This is a genomic window from Enterococcus sp. AAFC-DPL-5146 (assembly GCF_058216635.1).
Genome location: NZ_CM177103.1, coordinates 2466287 through 2483906, shown reverse-complemented (window position 1 = coordinate 2483906; position 17620 = coordinate 2466287). Strand labels below are relative to the sequence as shown.

General features: G+C 33.5%; 13 protein-coding genes. 8 read left to right on the top strand and 5 right to left on the bottom strand.

Annotation, left to right across the window (positions count from 1 at the left end; translation table 11 throughout):
• Positions 1-206: 206 nt before the first annotated feature.
• On the bottom strand, positions 207-1688 hold the full coding sequence (locus AC4BB2_RS11340; protein WP_490473035.1) for a helix-turn-helix domain-containing protein: 1482 nt from the start codon (positions 1686-1688) through the stop codon (positions 207-209).
• A 184-nt stretch (positions 1689-1872) separates the two neighbouring features.
• On the opposite strand from AC4BB2_RS11340, the gene AC4BB2_RS11335 reads away from it, so the two are divergent.
• From AC4BB2_RS11335 to AC4BB2_RS11305, 7 genes are all read left to right on the top strand, one after another.
• Complete coding sequence (locus AC4BB2_RS11335; protein WP_490473034.1) at positions 1873-3216, top strand: FAD-dependent oxidoreductase; 1344 nt, start codon at positions 1873-1875, stop codon at positions 3214-3216.
• Between the two features lie 213 nt (positions 3217-3429).
• On the top strand, positions 3430-3657 hold the full coding sequence (locus AC4BB2_RS11330) for a hypothetical protein (protein WP_490473033.1): 228 nt from the start codon (positions 3430-3432) through the stop codon (positions 3655-3657).
• Between the two features lie 241 nt (positions 3658-3898).
• Positions 3899-6565 (top strand): YhgE/Pip domain-containing protein, encoded by a 2667-nt coding sequence (locus AC4BB2_RS11325; RefSeq protein ID WP_490473032.1) that lies wholly within the window; start codon positions 3899-3901, stop codon positions 6563-6565.
• A gap of 229 nt (positions 6566-6794) precedes the next feature.
• Positions 6795-7958: a cation diffusion facilitator family transporter gene (locus AC4BB2_RS11320; RefSeq protein WP_490473031.1), complete on the top strand. Its 1164-nt coding sequence runs from the start codon at positions 6795-6797 to the stop codon at positions 7956-7958.
• A 137-nt stretch (positions 7959-8095) separates the two neighbouring features.
• Positions 8096-8428 carry a hypothetical protein gene (locus AC4BB2_RS11315; RefSeq protein ID WP_490473030.1) on the top strand — a complete coding sequence of 111 codons (333 nt, stop codon included), beginning with the start codon at positions 8096-8098 and terminating at the stop codon, positions 8426-8428.
• A gap of 234 nt (positions 8429-8662) precedes the next feature.
• Positions 8663-10486, top strand: a complete 1824-nt coding sequence (locus tag AC4BB2_RS11310; protein ID WP_490473029.1) for an APC family permease — start codon at positions 8663-8665, stop codon at positions 10484-10486.
• A 148-nt stretch (positions 10487-10634) separates the two neighbouring features.
• Positions 10635-11537: a prenyltransferase gene (locus AC4BB2_RS11305; protein WP_490474697.1), complete on the top strand. Its 903-nt coding sequence runs from the start codon at positions 10635-10637 to the stop codon at positions 11535-11537.
• A gap of 234 nt (positions 11538-11771) precedes the next feature.
• Here the strand turns inward: AC4BB2_RS11305 and AC4BB2_RS11300 are convergent, their stop codons facing one another.
• The 4 genes from AC4BB2_RS11300 to AC4BB2_RS11285 are packed head-to-tail and all read right to left on the bottom strand — an operon-like array spanning position 11772 to position 15199.
• A complete protein-coding gene (locus AC4BB2_RS11300) occupies positions 11772-12440 on the bottom strand; it encodes an ABC transporter permease (RefSeq protein ID WP_490473028.1) in 669 nt (222 codons plus the stop codon).
• Positions 12440-13372 carry an osmoprotectant ABC transporter substrate-binding protein gene (locus AC4BB2_RS11295; protein WP_490473027.1) on the bottom strand — a complete coding sequence of 311 codons (933 nt, stop codon included), beginning with the start codon at positions 13370-13372 and terminating at the stop codon, positions 12440-12442. Before AC4BB2_RS11295 ends, AC4BB2_RS11300 begins: the two co-directional genes overlap by 1 nt.
• The gene (locus tag AC4BB2_RS11290; protein ID WP_490473026.1) at positions 13372-14007 is read right to left on the bottom strand and encodes an ABC transporter permease; all 636 of its coding nucleotides are present in this window, start codon (positions 14005-14007) and stop codon (positions 13372-13374) included. The genes AC4BB2_RS11295 and AC4BB2_RS11290 overlap by 1 nt, the downstream gene beginning before the upstream one ends.
• A gap of 4 nt (positions 14008-14011) precedes the next feature.
• Positions 14012-15199, bottom strand: coding sequence for a betaine/proline/choline family ABC transporter ATP-binding protein (locus AC4BB2_RS11285; RefSeq protein ID WP_490473025.1), 1188 nt, complete (start codon positions 15197-15199; stop codon positions 14012-14014).
• A gap of 414 nt (positions 15200-15613) precedes the next feature.
• Between AC4BB2_RS11285 and AC4BB2_RS11280 the strand changes: the two genes are divergently transcribed.
• Positions 15614-17602, top strand: coding sequence for a glycosyltransferase family 2 protein (locus AC4BB2_RS11280; RefSeq protein WP_490473024.1), 1989 nt, complete (start codon positions 15614-15616; stop codon positions 17600-17602).
• The last annotated feature ends 18 nt before the right edge of the window (positions 17603-17620 follow it).

The window sequence follows — 17620 nt, the reverse complement described above, 5'->3', positions numbered from 1 at the left end:
TTATTGTTTTTTTTATTTTATGAAAAAATTCAGTTATGGTTGTTTTTTACGATAATCAGAAAAATAAAAACAAATAAAACAAGGATTTATGTTACCATGTAACTATGAGTATTCTCATTAAATTTAATAGATGCAGAGAAAACAGAGAACATCACTCTAGAGTTCTCTGTTATAATTTCAAGTAGTGATAAGTGAAGAAAACACTTTTATCTTGTATCAATTAGTTTGATAATTAGTTTTTCGACTTCAATCATATCGTAACTATTGCCAATATCTGAAAATATATAGACTAATTCTTGTTTTTCAGATACTGTTTCATTATAAATATTGGATAGCAAGATATCATAGTGGCTATCTTCCTTAGAAGCTTCTGCTTTTATAGGATATTTATGGCCTAAAACATTTGTTAAATGCTGGATAACTAAATCACCAATAAAAGGATTTAAAGAATGATAGACGCCAATGGCAATTTTTTCTTCATTTAGTTCAGCAATGTGATTTAAAATAATCGTATAATGAATCTCAGTAAATTTATTTTTAAAACTGCCTTTTTCGCCATCTTGATCAAATTTTTTAGTAGCGATATCCATTAATTCAAAAACTTCATTACCAGAAAAAGGATGACGGTGTGCATGGACGATTGACTTTATGGTCCAACTATCAAACGGAAGAATAAAGCCATCAAAATAATAAAGTTGAGAGTGCAGTTGGAATAATAAATTTTCAATATACAAAAGACGGGCTGATGAAGCATAGCTCGATAAATAGCCTTGTTGTTTTAGATATTTTAAGATAACTTTATTCATGTAGTTTAAGTAAGAACTTTCTCTGCGTTGTTTCTCCGCCAACCTATATGCAAAAGAAGAATTGGGCGAAAAGTTATGCATAGAACAAAAGAAGTCATAAAACATATAGGCTTCGTAAATAGTATATGGACGATCGATCTTTTTCATATATGTATGTAAGGCTAAATTAATTTCTTCAAATAACGGGCGATCAGGATAATCATAATTTGGACTGATGACGGGATTGAATTCAGTGGTCAGTCGTCTAAAGGAAATTTTCATCCACAATTTGATTTGAAGGACTTCGGTTGGGTCAAAAGCTAGATTAAGAGATTCCTTTAGGATATCTACAAAACCTAGGTACTGATTAGCTGTTTCTTTTTCTAAGCTAGATTTATCTTCAAAGAGAAACCAAAAGAAGCTAAAGAAGAAATAGCGTACTTGTTTTTCTTCGCCAATTAGTTTTCCACGCTTGATTTGCAAATGAAATTCTTTTAGAAGTTCATTCAGCTCAGTGATTTTGCGATAATAGGTCGCAGAACTAATAGCATAATTCAGTTGAAAATAATCACATGTCAACTCACCTTTAGTGAATAATTGATTGATCATTTGAAATTTAATTGATTTTTCTAGAAAAAGAACAACAACTTTCTTTAATGGGAAAGTTGGCTGTTTTTTCAAAGAAATATTTTCACCTTGCATAGTGATTTCTACTTGTTTATCTACGTTATTTTCTTCAAGAAAACTTTGCAGAAAAGATAAATATTCATTTAAAGTTGGTAAGCTAATCTGAAACTCGCTGACTAGCTCGTTTTTTGTCGCGTTGCCTTGATTGTTGTATAAAAATAATAATATATCATTCATATAATCGAAGGGCTTTTCTAAAAAATCTCGTTTTAGCATAATAGACACCTCACTTTAAGGATACTTGATTCATAAGAAAATGGCAATACGCAACTTATAAAAAGAAATATGATATGAATGAATGTTTAAAAATAATTGATTTATAGATATAATGAAACAGATTGTTTCCTTTTTTTATATGATTACAACAATGATTTATCTGATTGGAAGGAGAGGAAGCTTGGTGAAGGTAGTAATTATCGGAGCCTCACATGGTGGTCTTCAGGCTGCATTAACGCTAAAAAAATTAAATAATCAAACTGAGGTTATTTTAATTGATAAGAGGAGTGAACTCAGTTTTGTATCAAGCGGGATTGTTTTGAAGATGAATCAAATGGTTGATGAATTGGATAAAGTAAGATATCTTACTTCAGAAGAATTGGCTAGTCAAGGTGTCGATGTTTTACTTAATGCAACAGTGACTGCAATTAATCCAGAGAAAAAAACAATTGTTTATAAAGATGATCATGATAAAATTCAAGAAATAAGCTATGAAAAGCTGATTCTTGCTACGGGATCAAATCAATTTTCGACTAATTTAACATTACCAAGCAAAGAGAAAGTAACGGTTTTTAAAAACTATTCTAGTTCTGTGGAAGTATTAAAAAAATTGGAAAAAGCTAAATCTATCTCAATTATCGGTGGTGGATATATTGGAGTAGAATTGTGTGATGCGTTAAAAGGTTTAGGAAAAGAAATTCATTTAATCGAAAGTGCAGATTCAGTGCTTTTCCGTTATTTAGGAAAGGAAATTTCTTCAATCATTGAACAAAAAATGAAAGATTCTGGAATAATTCTTCATCTTAACGAAAGTGTCATTGGTTTTTCAGATACTACTGAAGAGATGTTTATAACGAAAACAACAAATGAAGAAATCAAAAATGATTATGTGATTGTAGCTGTAAATGCTCGTCCAGACGCATCTTTAGTAAAAGATTTTTTAGATTTAAATGCAAATGGAACAATTCGTGTTAATGAATGTATGCAAACAAGTGATTCGAATATTTTTGCAATAGGTGATGTTATTGCTTACCCAGTCCGCAATAGTTATCGAAAATCATTTATTCCATTGGTTAACAATGTTGTAAGAAGTGCCACGGTTGCGGCTATGAATATATTGGGTCATCCTATGAAATATGGTAGAACTCAAAAAACAACAGCAACAAAAGTTTTTAATAGTTATGTTGCCAGTACAGGTTTGACAGAAGTAGAAGCAAGGTTTGAAGGAATTGAAGTAGAAAGTGTTTTTTTAACATTACCATGTCAATTTCCTTTTCTTGAAGTACAAGATGAAGTACATATCAAGATGGTCTTCGAAAAAGACGCTCAGAAATTGATTGGCGGTCAATTGATGTCTGAAAAAGATATTACTCAATCAATCAACACTCTTTCTTTAGCAATTGCTAAAGAGGTAACTTTAGAGGAATTAGTCACGATGGATTTTTATTTTAATCCGGGAATCAATCAGCCCATGGGAATTATCAGTCGAGCAGCATATGAATTTTTAATCAAAAAGAATCGAAAGTAAAGGTTTAGTAACAGGGATTTACTAGAGTTTATTTAAATTTATTAAATAAATGCATAGAAATAGAGAAGGTTAAAAATTAGTTTTAAATTTACTAAACATTATTCTTTTGTGCCCTTGTTTATATAATTTAATATTTTTTGAAATAAAAGCAAAACACTTCTACTTATCATCATTTAAGCTTATAATAGAATAAAATTCTAGGGGGCATGGCCGATGAAAGCAGAAGAAAAAAAATTCTATGACTTCATAATGGATCGAACAAAAGCGGAGCATCAAGAAGACATGAAACATTTGTTGGCAGAATTAATGGAAAGAAGGTCAACGGATAAACTCGATAAGATGTATCTTATGAGTGTGGTTCCTAGAGCCCTTTCTTATTTAGATCCTGATTCAGTTAATGAAGTGAAAAAAGTAGTCTCAGAATTTTCAGCAAAATTGTAAGCTAAATAATGAAGGCAAGCTGATTCATTTGGATGAGTTTGTCTTTTTTTTGGGTGTAAGGAAGAATCTATAATAGAAAAATCTATTAATTTTAAGTATAAGGTTAAATACATATCTGGTAATTTCTACGACAGGTTTCTTAAATTGTCGTAGAAATAGACAAGAATTGAATTTTTCATTTGTTATTGATAAAAAAATTATGCTAAAGTAAATCAGTCATTAAAAAGAGCAGGTGAACAGAATGAAACATATAAAAAACACATTGAAGTTATTTAGATTAGATTGGCAACGTATTTTTAAAAATCCAATCGCTACATTTTTGATTATTGCACTGATGATTATCCCATCACTTTATGCATGGTTCAATATCAAAGCATTATGGGATCCATATGCAAATACAGGAGAATTGCCAATAGCAGTATATAGCGATGACAAAGCCGCTAGTTTCAAAGGAAAAGAAGTGAACATTGGAGATGAAGTTCTTAAAGAACTTCATGAGAATAAGCAGCTGGGGTGGAAGTTTGTAGAGTCAAAACAGGAGTTGGATACAGGAGTAAAATCAGGTAAGTACTACGCAGGTATTTATTTACCCAAGGATTTCTCTAAAGACTTACTAAGTTTTACTACTGGAGAGATTACCAAGCCTAAAATAGACTATTCGATTAATGAGAAAATAAATGCAATTGCACCAAAAATTGCAGATAAAGGTGCCTCGTCTTTACAAGCTCAAATCACAGATCAATTTACTAAAACGGCAAGTAGTACTTTAGTGAGTGTGTTTAATGATATTGGGTATAATTTAGATTCTAATTTAGTCAGCATCACAAAAGTTAAAAACATGATTCTTTCAACGGATGAAAATATTGATCAAATTGACAAGTATACGCAAGAAGTTGTTGCACTTCATGGCAAAATACCAGAATTAAAAACAAAATTAGCTAAAGCTAATGAATTTACGGAATACTTACCTCAAGTTGATGCTTTAGGTACAAAATTAGTAGATCTGAACGATAAAATGCCGACTATCAAAGAACAAGCGAAAGTTATTTTGACACTGCAAGAAAAAATTCCTGAAATTCAAAATGCAGGTAAACAATTAGCAATGATTGATGAAGATTTTACTTCAGTTGAACAAACAATGAATGAAGGAATTAATGAAGCTAAACAAGGCTTAATCATCATCCAAGGTGTTCAGAGCGCATTGCCTGATATTCAAAGATTAGGAGATCAAGCAGACAGTTTAGCAACGGCAACGGCAGAAGGTGCTGCGAAATTACAAGAAGCATTGCCAGGAATCACTAGCAGTATGAAAGTAACCCTCCAAGCAATTTCTACCATAAGCTCAAGTGTTGCATCAGTCGTTGAACAATTAAGAGATAGTCATTTGACACCCGCAGAGCGTGAAGTATTAAAACAACAGTTATCTGATAGCTTAGGACGTCAACAAGCAGTCATTCAACAATTGATTCAAACGATGACTCAGATTCAAGAAGCTGCTGGAAATCAAGAACTACAGCCTACTATTGATAAATTAAGCACAATTAGCAGTATGATATCAGTTTTAAAAGCTAAAGTTGATAGTTTGGATGTAAATGCAATCACGGATGCTGATTTAGAAGCAATTCAAAATGGTGCAAATGAGATTGCCGCAACTGCAGGAAGTATCGATGCTGATGCAATTGCAACGATGATCAATGATATTTTAACTAAATTGATTAACACAATCAGCACAGCTCAAGGTCTCTTAGCTAAAGCGAAACAAATCGATTTTGCAGCGTTACTGAATTCAACTGAAGCCACTGTGTCTAATGCAATTGGAATATTAGAAAAATACCAAGCAGAATTACCTGCCATCAAACAAGAAATCCATGATGCAAATGTTCTTTTGAACGGTCATATGGATACAATTGTAAATGGCATCAACAAAGGGGCAGAATTATACAATAATGAATTACCAGTTATACAAGAAAAATTAGGTTTAGCTGCCTCATTCATTCAAAATGACTATCCAGGAATCAAAGAAAATATTACTGGTACACTAAAAACAGTGAACGAAAAAATGCCGGATCTTGAAGCTGCTTTGGATAAAGCCAATGACTTAATTCAAAATGACTGGCCAAACATCAAAACAGGGCTCCACAAAGCTGCAGAAGCGATCCGTAAAGGTGAAAAGGATGTTGACCTTGGGCAAGTTATAAAACTGCTTAAACTGGATGCTAATGCTGAAAGTGACTTCTTTACGAAACCAGTTGAAATTGCCGAAAATAAAATTTACCCAATTGCTAATAATGGATCAGCTAGTACGCCGTTTTATACTGCTCTTTGTTTATGGGTAGGAGCCGTTTTATTTTCAAGTGTGGCTACAACTGATTTTTATCTAGATGAGAAGGATCGTGGGAAATATTCTAAACGAGAACAATTCTCTGCAAGAATGATGACATTCTTAGTGATGGGGCTGGCTCAGTCTTTAATCGTTACTTTAGGGAATTATTTCTTGTTAGGTGTAGATGTAAGGCAACCTGTTTATAGTATCTTGTTTGCCCTGTTGATTGGTTTTGCCTTTATGATGATGGTTTATGTGTTGGTAGGACTATTTGGAAATGTTGGTAAAGGTGCTGCGATTATTATCTTAGTTCTCTCCATTTCTGGTGGCGGAGGAAATTATCCGATTCAAGTTTCTGGGAAATTCTTCCAATTTATCAATCCATTTTTACCATTTACTCATGCAGTGAATCTGTTGAGGGAATCTGCTGGAGGAATTTATTGGCCGAACGCTTGGAAAGCAATCGTTATCTTAGTTATGATTAGTGTTGTTTTCTGCGTATTAGGAATTTTCTTATATCCTTATATTGAAGAAAAAACGAAGAAATTGGCGAATGTTTCTCATGAAAGTCATATTTTCCATTAAAGATAAGTAGTAAAAGATTGATACGTTCCTCTTATAAGGACGTTTCAATCTTTTTTTTGCTAAAAATATTATTTCAAGGTATCCCTAATAAAAAAGCAAAGACTTCCAATCAATCAAATTGGGTTGTTCTAAACAATAAAAAGTCACTAAAAAACGAAGTATTTTACTATACAAACAGTTGAAATCATTTTATAGTGTTAAGATATGCTAAAACGAGGTAGGGATTGTGATGATACATTTTTTAATTGATCATTTTGAAAAGAGACAGCAAAAAAATTCGGATATTCGAACAGCGTTTGGCATTTTTGCCGGAGTTGTCGGCTTATTATCAAACCTGTTGCTCTTTGTAAGTAAATTATTTATTGGTTTGGTTTCAGGCAGTGTATCAATCATGGCAGATGCGATGAATAACTTATCAGATACGGTTTCTTCTGTTTTGACTTTAGTGGGCTTTTATATAGCTGGGAAACCCGCGGATAAAGAGCATCCTTATGGGCACGAACGTTTTGAATATATTAGTGGAATGCTGGTTTCATTGTTGATTACATTTGTCGGCTTTCAATTTTTTATGACATCAATCGATCGAATCAGAGAACCGCAAAGTATCAAGGTGACACCTGTGATTTTGCTTGTGTTGTTAGTGTCAATTTTAATCAAAGTCTGGCAAGGTGTCTTTTATCAGAGGGTTGCTAAGAAAATTAATTCTAATACGTTGATTGCGACTGCTAAAGATAGTTTGAATGATGTATATACAACAATTGCTGTTTTGGTTTCAGCGACTGTAGAAGGAATTACAGGGCTTAAAATCGATGGTTATGTTGGGTTGTTGATTGCTTGTTATATTATTTTTAGTGGTCTGCAGTTGATTCGGGAATTTGTGAATGAGTTGATGGGACTAAGACCTGATCAAGCGGCTATTGATGAAATGAAGTTATATTTATCTTCTGTCCCAGAAATCGTTGGTTATCATGATTTACTTATCCATCAATATGGTCCAAATAAGACATTCGCTTCAGTTCATATTGAGATCGATGATCGTTGGGATTTAACACAGGCTCATGAAACAATAGACGGAATCGAAAATAAATTTAAAAAGCAGCTGGGTGTCGATCTTGTTTGTCATATTGATCCAGTAAACTTATACGATCAAACACAACAGTTTATTCATCAAGAATTGAAAAAAATTATTAAAACAATCAATAGCGAATTAAAAGGTCATGATATTCGTTTGGTGAATCATGGTGGAAAACCGCGTATTTTGTTTGATTTAGTTGTTCCAAATCATTTTAAGGCTACAGACCAAGAATTGAAAATTCGTATACAAGAACAAGTTTATAGAAATATTGGAGATTATATAGTTGAAGTGACGTTTGATCATAATTATTTGCTTTAGATATATTTTGAATAATAAAAAACTCAAATCAATTTTTTCTCAAAAAAATACTCAAATCAGTTATTTTAACTAAAAAATTGGAAAAACGGACTTCTCTAACATGTTACCATAGGTATGTATTGTTAGGAGGAGTATAAATGGATGTAGATTTATTGGTTATTATATATTTAATGGTTGTTGTAATCGTTGTTTTGACGTTAGTTTTTGTTAGGGATAGACAATTATTACGAAGCTTATTGGTAAAAAAAGATGTGCAACAAGAAGAAATAATGGATTTAAAGTTAGAGAAAGTCCGTTTGAAACATATAATAAGAATTCAGGATGAAAAAATTTCTCAAATGCTGAATTCAGAGGTGAACGATTCTAGAAAACTAGACCATCCAAAGAGTTATTCATTAGACGAATCAGCGGTTCAAGAATGGCATCTAGATGAATTAAAAAGTATGAATCATGATTACTATCAATTATAAAAAAATCGAGACTGACAGGATCGTTTAGCGATGTTGTCAGTCTTTTTATTCAATTATCAATTACAATAAATAAGGGGCTGAGAATTTCTTAAACAGAAAAAAGGAAGGAATGAATATTTAAATAGTTTAACAAGTAAATAATTGACATTTTTAGACTAGAAGCGTAGCATATGTGATTGTTTATAGAAAAATATGCTTTTTCTGAAAAAATCAAAGAAGGAGAGGTTAAAAAAATTGGATTATTTAAAACGATTATTTATCGGAAAACCGCTAAAATCTGCTGAAAATGATGAGCATAAATTAAGTCGATTTGCAGCTTTGGCCTTGTTATCATCAGATGCGTTATCATCAATTGCTTACGGAACAGAACAAATCGTTGTTGTACTTGTCACTTTGTCTGCAGCCGCTATTTGGTATTCGTTGCCGATTGCTGCTTTTGTTATTATTTTACTTATTTCATTAACGTTATCTTATCGACAAATAATTCATGCATATCCTCATGGAGGCGGTGCTTATGTAGTCAGTAGTGAAAACTTAGGAAAAAATGCTGGTTTGATAGCAGGTGGTTCGTTATTAGTCGATTATATGTTGACTGTTGCGGTTTCAGTTTCTGCTGGATCAGATGCGATTATTTCTGCGGTTCCTGCATTATATGGGCATCAAGTGGCTATTTCGATTGGGATTGTTTTACTGATTATGTTGATGAATCTGCGGGGATTAAGAGAGTCAGCAGGCTTTTTGATGTTTCCTGTATATAGTTTTATTGCAGTCATCACATTACTAATTATTACGGGGCTAATTAAAATTGTTACAGGTGCTGTTCCTCTCCATGCAACTGCAATACCAGGAACTGTAGTGCCAGGAATCACGATTGCCTTGATTTTACGGGCATTTTCGTCAGGTTCATCTTCGTTGACAGGGGTAGAAGCAATTAGCAACGCAGTACCTTTTTTCAAGAAACCTAGAGCAAAAAATGCTGCTGGTACTCTAGCTTTAATGGCTACGATTTTAGGTTTTTTCTTTGTAGGAATTACCTTTATCAACTATTGGTATGGAATTGTTCCTCAAACAGAAGTTACTGTGTTGGCTCAAATCGGAAAAGCGGTATTCGGTCAAAATCTACTTTATTATGTTTTACAGTTTACAACAGCTTTGATTTTAGCAGTTGCAGCTAATACAGGTTTTTCAGCGTTCCCCGTTTTGGCATATAATTTAGCAAAAGATAAATTTATGCCTCATATGTACATGGATCGTGGAGACCGTTTAGGTTATTCTAATGGGATTTTGACTCTGGCGGCAGGTTCTATTTTCTTGTTGCTGATTTTTCAAGGTTCAACAGAACGACTCATTCCACTTTATTCGATTGGTGTATTTATCCCATTCGCTTTATCTCAGACAGGGATGGTCATAAAGTGGCGAAAAGAAACAAAAAAATGGTTATCTAAATCAATTGCTAATATTGTTGGAGCAACCATTTCTTATGGAATCATAGTTATTTTGTTCTTGTATCGTTTAGGCGATATCTGGCCGTTCTTTATCATTATGCCTGTTTTGATTTTTATTTTCTATAGCATCCACGCACATTATCAAAATGTTGCTGAACAATTGCGTTTGGAAGAAACAGTAAAACAGCAAAATTTTTATGGTAATACCGTCATCGTCTTAATTGGAAATGCGACTCAGGCAAATGTTGGGGCAGTCAATTATGCCCGTTCAATCGGTGATTATGTTGTTGCTATGCATGTATCATTAGATGAGAATGTTGAGAAGGAAAAAGAAATCGAAGCAGAGTTTAAAAAACATTTTCCAGATATTCGTTTTTCTATTGTTCATTCTTCTTATCGTTCGATTACTAATCCGATTTTGCGTTATGTTGATATTGTTAGTAAAAATTCCGCAAAAAGAAACTATACGACCACTGTTTTGATCCCACAATTTGTTCCTAACAGACGTTGGCAGAATATTTTGCATAATCAGACAAGTCTCCGTTTACGTCTTCGTTTATCTTGGCGAGAAAATATAGTTGTTTCGACGTTTAGTTATCGTTTGAAAAAGTAGTCTAAAAGCTGTTAGTTTGTTCATTTAGTTGAATGACCTGATGGCTTTTTTATTATATCTAGATAGGTAATGTTATTCTTCTATTATGAAAGAAGGTATAATCGTTTTTAAAGGATAAATAAAAATGGTGATTCAGATAGGAGAGAGTATGTTGTTTAAAATGTTATGGGAATTAGGGGAGATTTATACAACGCCTTTAGATTGGTTTTTAGTTTTGCTAGGGATGGGGTATGGTTACTATACACAAGGAAGTTTGTTCAATTGGCGAATCTTAATTTTTTTAGTGATCTTATTTTTCTATCATATTGCTATGAACACGTTTAATAACTATATGGACTATCAAAATGCAAAAGATGATGAATATAAAAAACAAACAAGTACAATCAGTAAATGGAATCTTTCTTTAAAGACAGTCAAAAGGATTTTCTTAATTTCTCTCAGTCTTTCTTTATTTTTTGGAGCTATTTTAGTTTTTTATACAGATGTTTTGGTTTTGTTTCTAGGGGTAGTAGGTTATTATGTTGGATTTGGCTATTCTTATGGTCGAAGACCAATAAATAGTTTACCAATTGCTGAAACTATTCCTGCTTTGTTAAGTGGGTTTATGATTCCGATCATAAGTGCTTATTTGGTAAATTATGGAGAAGTGAAAATGACAATGGATTCTTTTGTTGGAATGTTAACTGCTTTTATACCGATGTTTTTTTGTATGTTTAATAATTTACTGGCAAATAATACCTGTGATCTTGAAGAAGATATCAAAAACGGACGAAAAACGTTAGTTTATTATATTGGAAAGAAGAATAGTGTAAAACTGCTCATTGTTTTGACTTGTTTAAGCTATGCATCAATTTTAGTGGCGGTTTATCTTAAACAAGCACCACCGTTGACGTTGTTGTTGATTTTGTTATTGCCTGTAACATTGGGAATACTACGACCATATTTTAAACAGCAAATAAAAAAACAAACCTTTCCTCTAGTTCTTAAAGGAATGTCTTTAATGATGTTGGGGTATCCTATTATTTATTTGATGGGTACTTATTTTAATTGAACGGATATACCGTAAATTGAGCTAATAAAAAAGATAAATCCTGTAAGTGATAAAAAGTATCACCAACAGGATTTCCTATTTTTCAATCAGAGCTAAACGGCTTATTTCGCTTTTCTATGGTCTAGCTACATAAGCCAGCTCTTCAGAAAAAAGATAAATCCTGTAAGTGATAAAAAGTATCACCAACAGGATTTCCTATTTTTCAATCAAAGCTAAACGGCTTATTTCGCTTTTCTATGAATGTTTACTTGCTGGGTCTAATCGTCGTTCGATCATGCCTAATACCCAGTCTGTAATGATTGCCATCAAAGCGGTAGGTAAGGCGCCTACAAGGATGATGGCTGTACCATCTGTCGCGTTGGTTCCACGGATAATGATGTCACCGAGGCCGCCAGCGCCTACAAAAGCACCGATCGCTGTGATTCCGATAGCAACAACCAAAGCATTACGAATACCTGCCATAATCACAGAAACGGACAGAGGTAATTCCACCATGTAAAGAAGCTGCCATTTTGTCATACCCATTCCTTTACCAACATCTAAAATATTTCGATCGACTTGAATCATTCCAGTATAAGTATTCTTGATAATCGGTAAAAGAGAGTAGAGGAAGACCGTGACAATAACTGTATTCACACCAAGACCTAGACCGAGCATTAAAATCGAAAGCATAGCAAGGGAAGGGACAGTCTGAATCAAGTTTGCAACACTAACAACCCAGCCAGCCATTTTTCTTCTGCGAGCGATGAAAATACCAATAGGTATGCCGACGATAGCGGCGAATAATACGCCATAGATAGAAATTAGAAAATGTCTAACAAATTGACTTAACACATAGCTGCCGTTTTGCTCAAAGTAATAGAAAAACTGCTGCAACAAATTCATATCTTGTAAATTTTGCATTATTTTCCACCTCCATCGGATTCGAAGAAATGGTGTTCTTTTAAGAAGTTATCAGCCACAGTTTCAGGTTCCATTAAGTCATTGTCTGCCTGATAGTTGAGTTTTTGCATCGTTTCTGTAGAAATCTTCCCAGATAGTTTTGCAAGAACATCTTTTAATTCAGGATGTTTTTTTAGCACAGCGTCTGTTGCTACTGCACAGGCATCGTATGGAGGAAAGAAGTGAAGGTCGTCTTCTAAAATGACTAAATCATAACTACCGATACGGCCATCTGTTGAATAACCTAAAACAACATCCATTTTATTTGCAGCTACAGCATCATAAACAAGACCAATCTGCATTGGAAAGACACGTTTGAAATCAAAGCCATAGGTTTCTGTGAACCCTTTGTAGCCGTCACCTTTTCGGTCAATCCAAGAAGTATCTACGCCAGCAGTCAATTGATCGCCGACTTTTTTTAGATCGCTAATTGTTTTCAAATTATATTTCTTGGCGGTTTCTTGAGTGACCATAAATGCATAGGTATTGGCAAACCCATAAGAATTAAACCATTTTTGCTGAAATCTTTTTTGAAACTCTGATTGTACTACGTCAAATGCTTTTTTAGGATCTTTGATGGGTTCCATATTCAACGTCGTTGTTAAATCTGTTCCGGTATATCGAGCTGCTGAGATTTGAGCATCACCATTGATCATTGCCTGGTGATTGATGGTTGTAGTAGCTAAGTTATTGATGATATTGGTTTTTTCATCAGTGTAATGTTCGATCATACCAGCAACTAAACTTGCTAGTATTTGTGCTTCAGAAGTTATTCCTCCAGTAATTGAAATTGTAGAGTCGTCCGAATTTGAAGATAATCCTGGTAAGGAACAACCAGCTAAGATGAACACACTGCTAAGTGCAATGAATATTAATTTTACAGCTCGTTTCATTATTCTGCCTCCTTTAGCGCGTTAGGAGTCAATTTTTTCTCTAAGAGACCAAGTAATAAGTCTGCAGCTAAAGCTAAAATGGTAACAGGTATTGTTCCAGCGAAAATCAAATCAGGTTGGTAATTATTTAATCCGCTGAAAATAAAGTCTCCTAGGCCACCAGCGCCAATGTAAGAAGCTAATGTTGCCCAAGCAATTACATAAACTGCGGCCAATCGAATCCCAGCCATAATAGTAGGCATTGCAATGGGCAGTTCAACCAGGAAAATCGATTGTACATTTGTCATACCCATACCTTTTGCGGCATCTTTGTAATCAGAGCTGACTTCTTTGATACCAATATACGTATTTCGTAAAATAGGTAGTAAGGAGTAAATGAACAAAGCGATAATTGCTGGGATTTTTCCAACACCAAAAAGTGGAATCATTAAAGCGAGCAATGCCAATGATGGAACGGTTTGTAAGGCACTAGTTAACCCAATAACGATTGCTGCTGTTTTTTTAGTTCTGGTTAGTAAAATCCCGATTGGTACTGCAAACAAAATTCCTAAAATAAGTGCCACACCAGATATGAAAATATGTTCACCTATTTTTGTGATAAGTTCATTTCCTCGTTCTAAAAGAAACTGATTCATTCGTCTACACCTCCGTTTGAGGTTGTTTGACATCAGTTGATTCTGTTTCACTAGGTGTGGCGATTTCTGACTCTTCTTCACCCCAGATAACATCATAAACGATATCAACTAGAGAAGCTCTAGTTAAGATACCAACAACTTTTTGTTTATCATCTACAACGGGGACATATTTTAATCCGCGTTTTAAAATACGTTGCAAAGTATCCCGTAGTAAAGAAGATTTTTTTACAAAGAAGACTTTTGGATTCATGATATCACTAACACTTGTTGCGGTATTTCTACGGCGGTCAAGGGTTTCAACATCAATAAAGCCTTTTAAGACACCTGCACCATCAACAACTAATAACGTATCCACGCGTTTTTCTCTCATTAGCTTGATTGCTTCTGATAATGATTTTTCTGGAGTGATTGTAATGGCATTGTTTAGCATCACTTCACCAACTGTTGTAATGTCTGGTTTAGCTTGAATCAAGCGATCTTCACCAATTAATTCTTCAACAAACTCATTCACGGGATGACGTAAAATATTATCTGGCGTATCAAATTGAATGACTTTTCCTTCACTCATAATAGCGATACGGTTGGCTAATTTTAAGGCTTCATCCATATCATGAGTTACAAAAACAATGGTTTTCCCTAAGCGCTCTTGTAAGTCTTTGACTAAATCCTGTAAAGAGTCTCTTGTAATTGGGTCTAAAGCGCCAAAAGGCTCATCCATCAAAATGATATCTTGATTTGCAGCTAATGCTCTAACCACACCGATTCGTTGTTGTTGACCACCAGAGAGTTCATTTGGATAACGATCCAGCATTTCTCTAGGTAATTCAACTAAATCAATCATTTTCTCTGCAATTTTATTACGTTCTTCTAAATCAACTTTTAATAACTTTGGTACAAGGACAATATTTTCTCGGATTGTCATGTGTGGCATCAATCCAATATTTTGAATAACATAACCGATTTTTCTACGTAATTCTACTGGATTGATTGTTAGAATATCTTCACCATTGATTAAAATTTTTCCTTTCGATGGATCAGTCATCCGATTAATCATCCGCATTGAAGTTGTTTTTCCACTACCACTGGTTCCGATAAAGCAGATAAATTCACCTTTATCAAAAGACAGATTGATGTCATCTACAGCGATTTTACCGCCTTTGTAAATCTTTGAAACATGTTGAAATTCGATCAACTTTCTCACCCCAAATTCTTTTTTCTTGATTTCGTTTCCTAATCAAATGTAGTGAAGAAAACTATAGAAAGAACGACTATTATGGTCTTTTTCTATTGTTTTCTTTTCCAAAATCATTAGGCTTGTTCGGTCTTTCCTAACAAACGTTTCTACTACTAGTATGCTACAAAACAATGATTTGGACAAATCAGAGGTTTTTTTCAGTTACATTAGGTAAAAAAAAGTAAGGATGAATAATAAATGAAATGAACAATAGCCTATAAAAAAATAAATGTTTCTATCTTTAAATAAGGAAAAAAATAGCAGTAGTTTTTTTATTAACTATTATTCTATTGACAATAGTAGGGAATCTTAGTATATTGTTGATTAACAACTACTGTTTTATGAATAATAGGGAGTGAAAAGGAGAAAGAAATGGAAAAAATTGGGTTAGTCTATTTGGTATGTAGTTTAAGTTATTTATTTTTGTTTTACATTGTTTCTAAGAAGAATGAAAATTATCGGAAATTTGTTTTATTAGGTTTTGTCATTATTCAGCTTGTTTACTTAGGGTGGCGTTTTATTTTTACGATTCCTACAGGGAGTATCTCTGAAATGATTGCGGGAAGTTTTTTATATTTGGCAGAATTTATGGGATTTGTTCAGTCCTTTACTTTGGTTTTCTTATTTTGGAAACCATATAAACGGCCTGAAAAATCGTTGGATAATTTGAAAGAATTACCGACCGTTGATATTTTGGTGGCTACATATAATGAAAATATTGATATTTTAGAAAGAACAGTCATAGGCTGTTTGTCAATTGATTATCCGAAAGAATTGTTGAAGATTTACCTTTGTGATGATGGAAATCGAACAATGGTAAAAAAATTAGCTGAAAAACATCGGGTTGAATTTATTGCTCGTCCCACTCATGAACACGCGAAAGCAGGGAATTTAAATTATGCCTTAACAAAAACAAATGGCCAAATAATTGTAACGCAAGATGCTGATATGGTACCGAAACGAGAATTTCTACAACGGACATTGGGGTATTTTTCAGATGGTAAAGTTGGTTTTATCCAGACACCTCAAACGTTCTTTAATTCAGATATTTTTCAACATAATCTGTATTTAGATAGTGAAATTAATAATGAACAAGATTTTTTTATGCGTAGTTTAGAAGAAGGGAAAGATCAATTTAATGCTGTTTTGTATGTCGGAAGTAATGCACTATTTAAACGTGAGGCACTTGATTCTATTGGCGGTTTTACTACTGGTGTAATCACAGAAGACATGGCTACGGGATTGTTGTTACAAAATAATGGTTGGCAAGGAGTGTTTGTTAATGAAGCGTTAGCTTCAGGTCTTTCCCCAGAAACGTTAGCTGATTATGTAAAACAACGTGATCGTTGGGGAAGAGGAAATGTTCAAGTTGCCAAAAAGTATACATTGAAAAAATTAAGAAATTTAACTCTTATTCAAAAATGGTTTTATTTAGATGGTGTGATGTATTGGTATTCTGGGATGTATAAACTGATTTATTTACTTTGTCCATTTTTATATTTAGTATTAAACATTTCAAGCTTGAAAACGACGCTAGCTCAACTAGTTATTTTTTGGTTGCCAGCTTTTCTTTCTGGAAGTTTAATGTATAAATCAGTAGCCAGAAAAAAGTACAATTCCTTTATAAGTAATATTTATGAATTAGTTACAGCACCACAAGTTTCATGGGCAGTTTGGAAAGAAACATTGTTCAGTGCGAAAAAGAATAAAAAATTTCATGTGACAATTAAAGGAATTCAAGGAGAAAGAAGCTATTTTGATTGGCGTAACTGCAAAGTTCAAATCCTGTTATTGGGAGCAAATTGCTTTGCGTTGATTTATTACGTTTTACAATTAGATTGGCAACATGTGCAGTGGTGGCAAATTTTCTCTATCAATATTTACTGGCTATTTTACAATATTGTTAGTCTAACTGTGGCTGTTTGCGTTGCTTATGAGCGTCCACGTTTGCCGATGAATGTCCCTGTTGACTATCAAGGAAAGCTAGTTAAGGAAAATCAAGTTATTCCAGTTCAAATTAATTATTTAGGAGAACGTAGCGTGATTCTCACAGTAAATCAACAAGATCCATTTTTGAGTCTATTGCTGAATCAAACAGAGGCGTCTCTTTCTTTTCAAAAAATAAAAAATGTAAACGTGGTTCGTTCGCGTATTGTTAATATAGCAGGGAAAGTTGAAATCACATTCAAGATTCAAAAATTTTCACGTAATAATCATTACCGTTGGTTAGGCATGATTTATTCAGATACAAAGTATGGAGTTGGAGATATCCATTCAATCAGAATGAAATTTTATACGATTTTTAAATATATATTCAAAAATAGAAAAGATGCACATAAAAATCAACAGTTGTTGTCATAAAAGGAGCCGATTAAACGT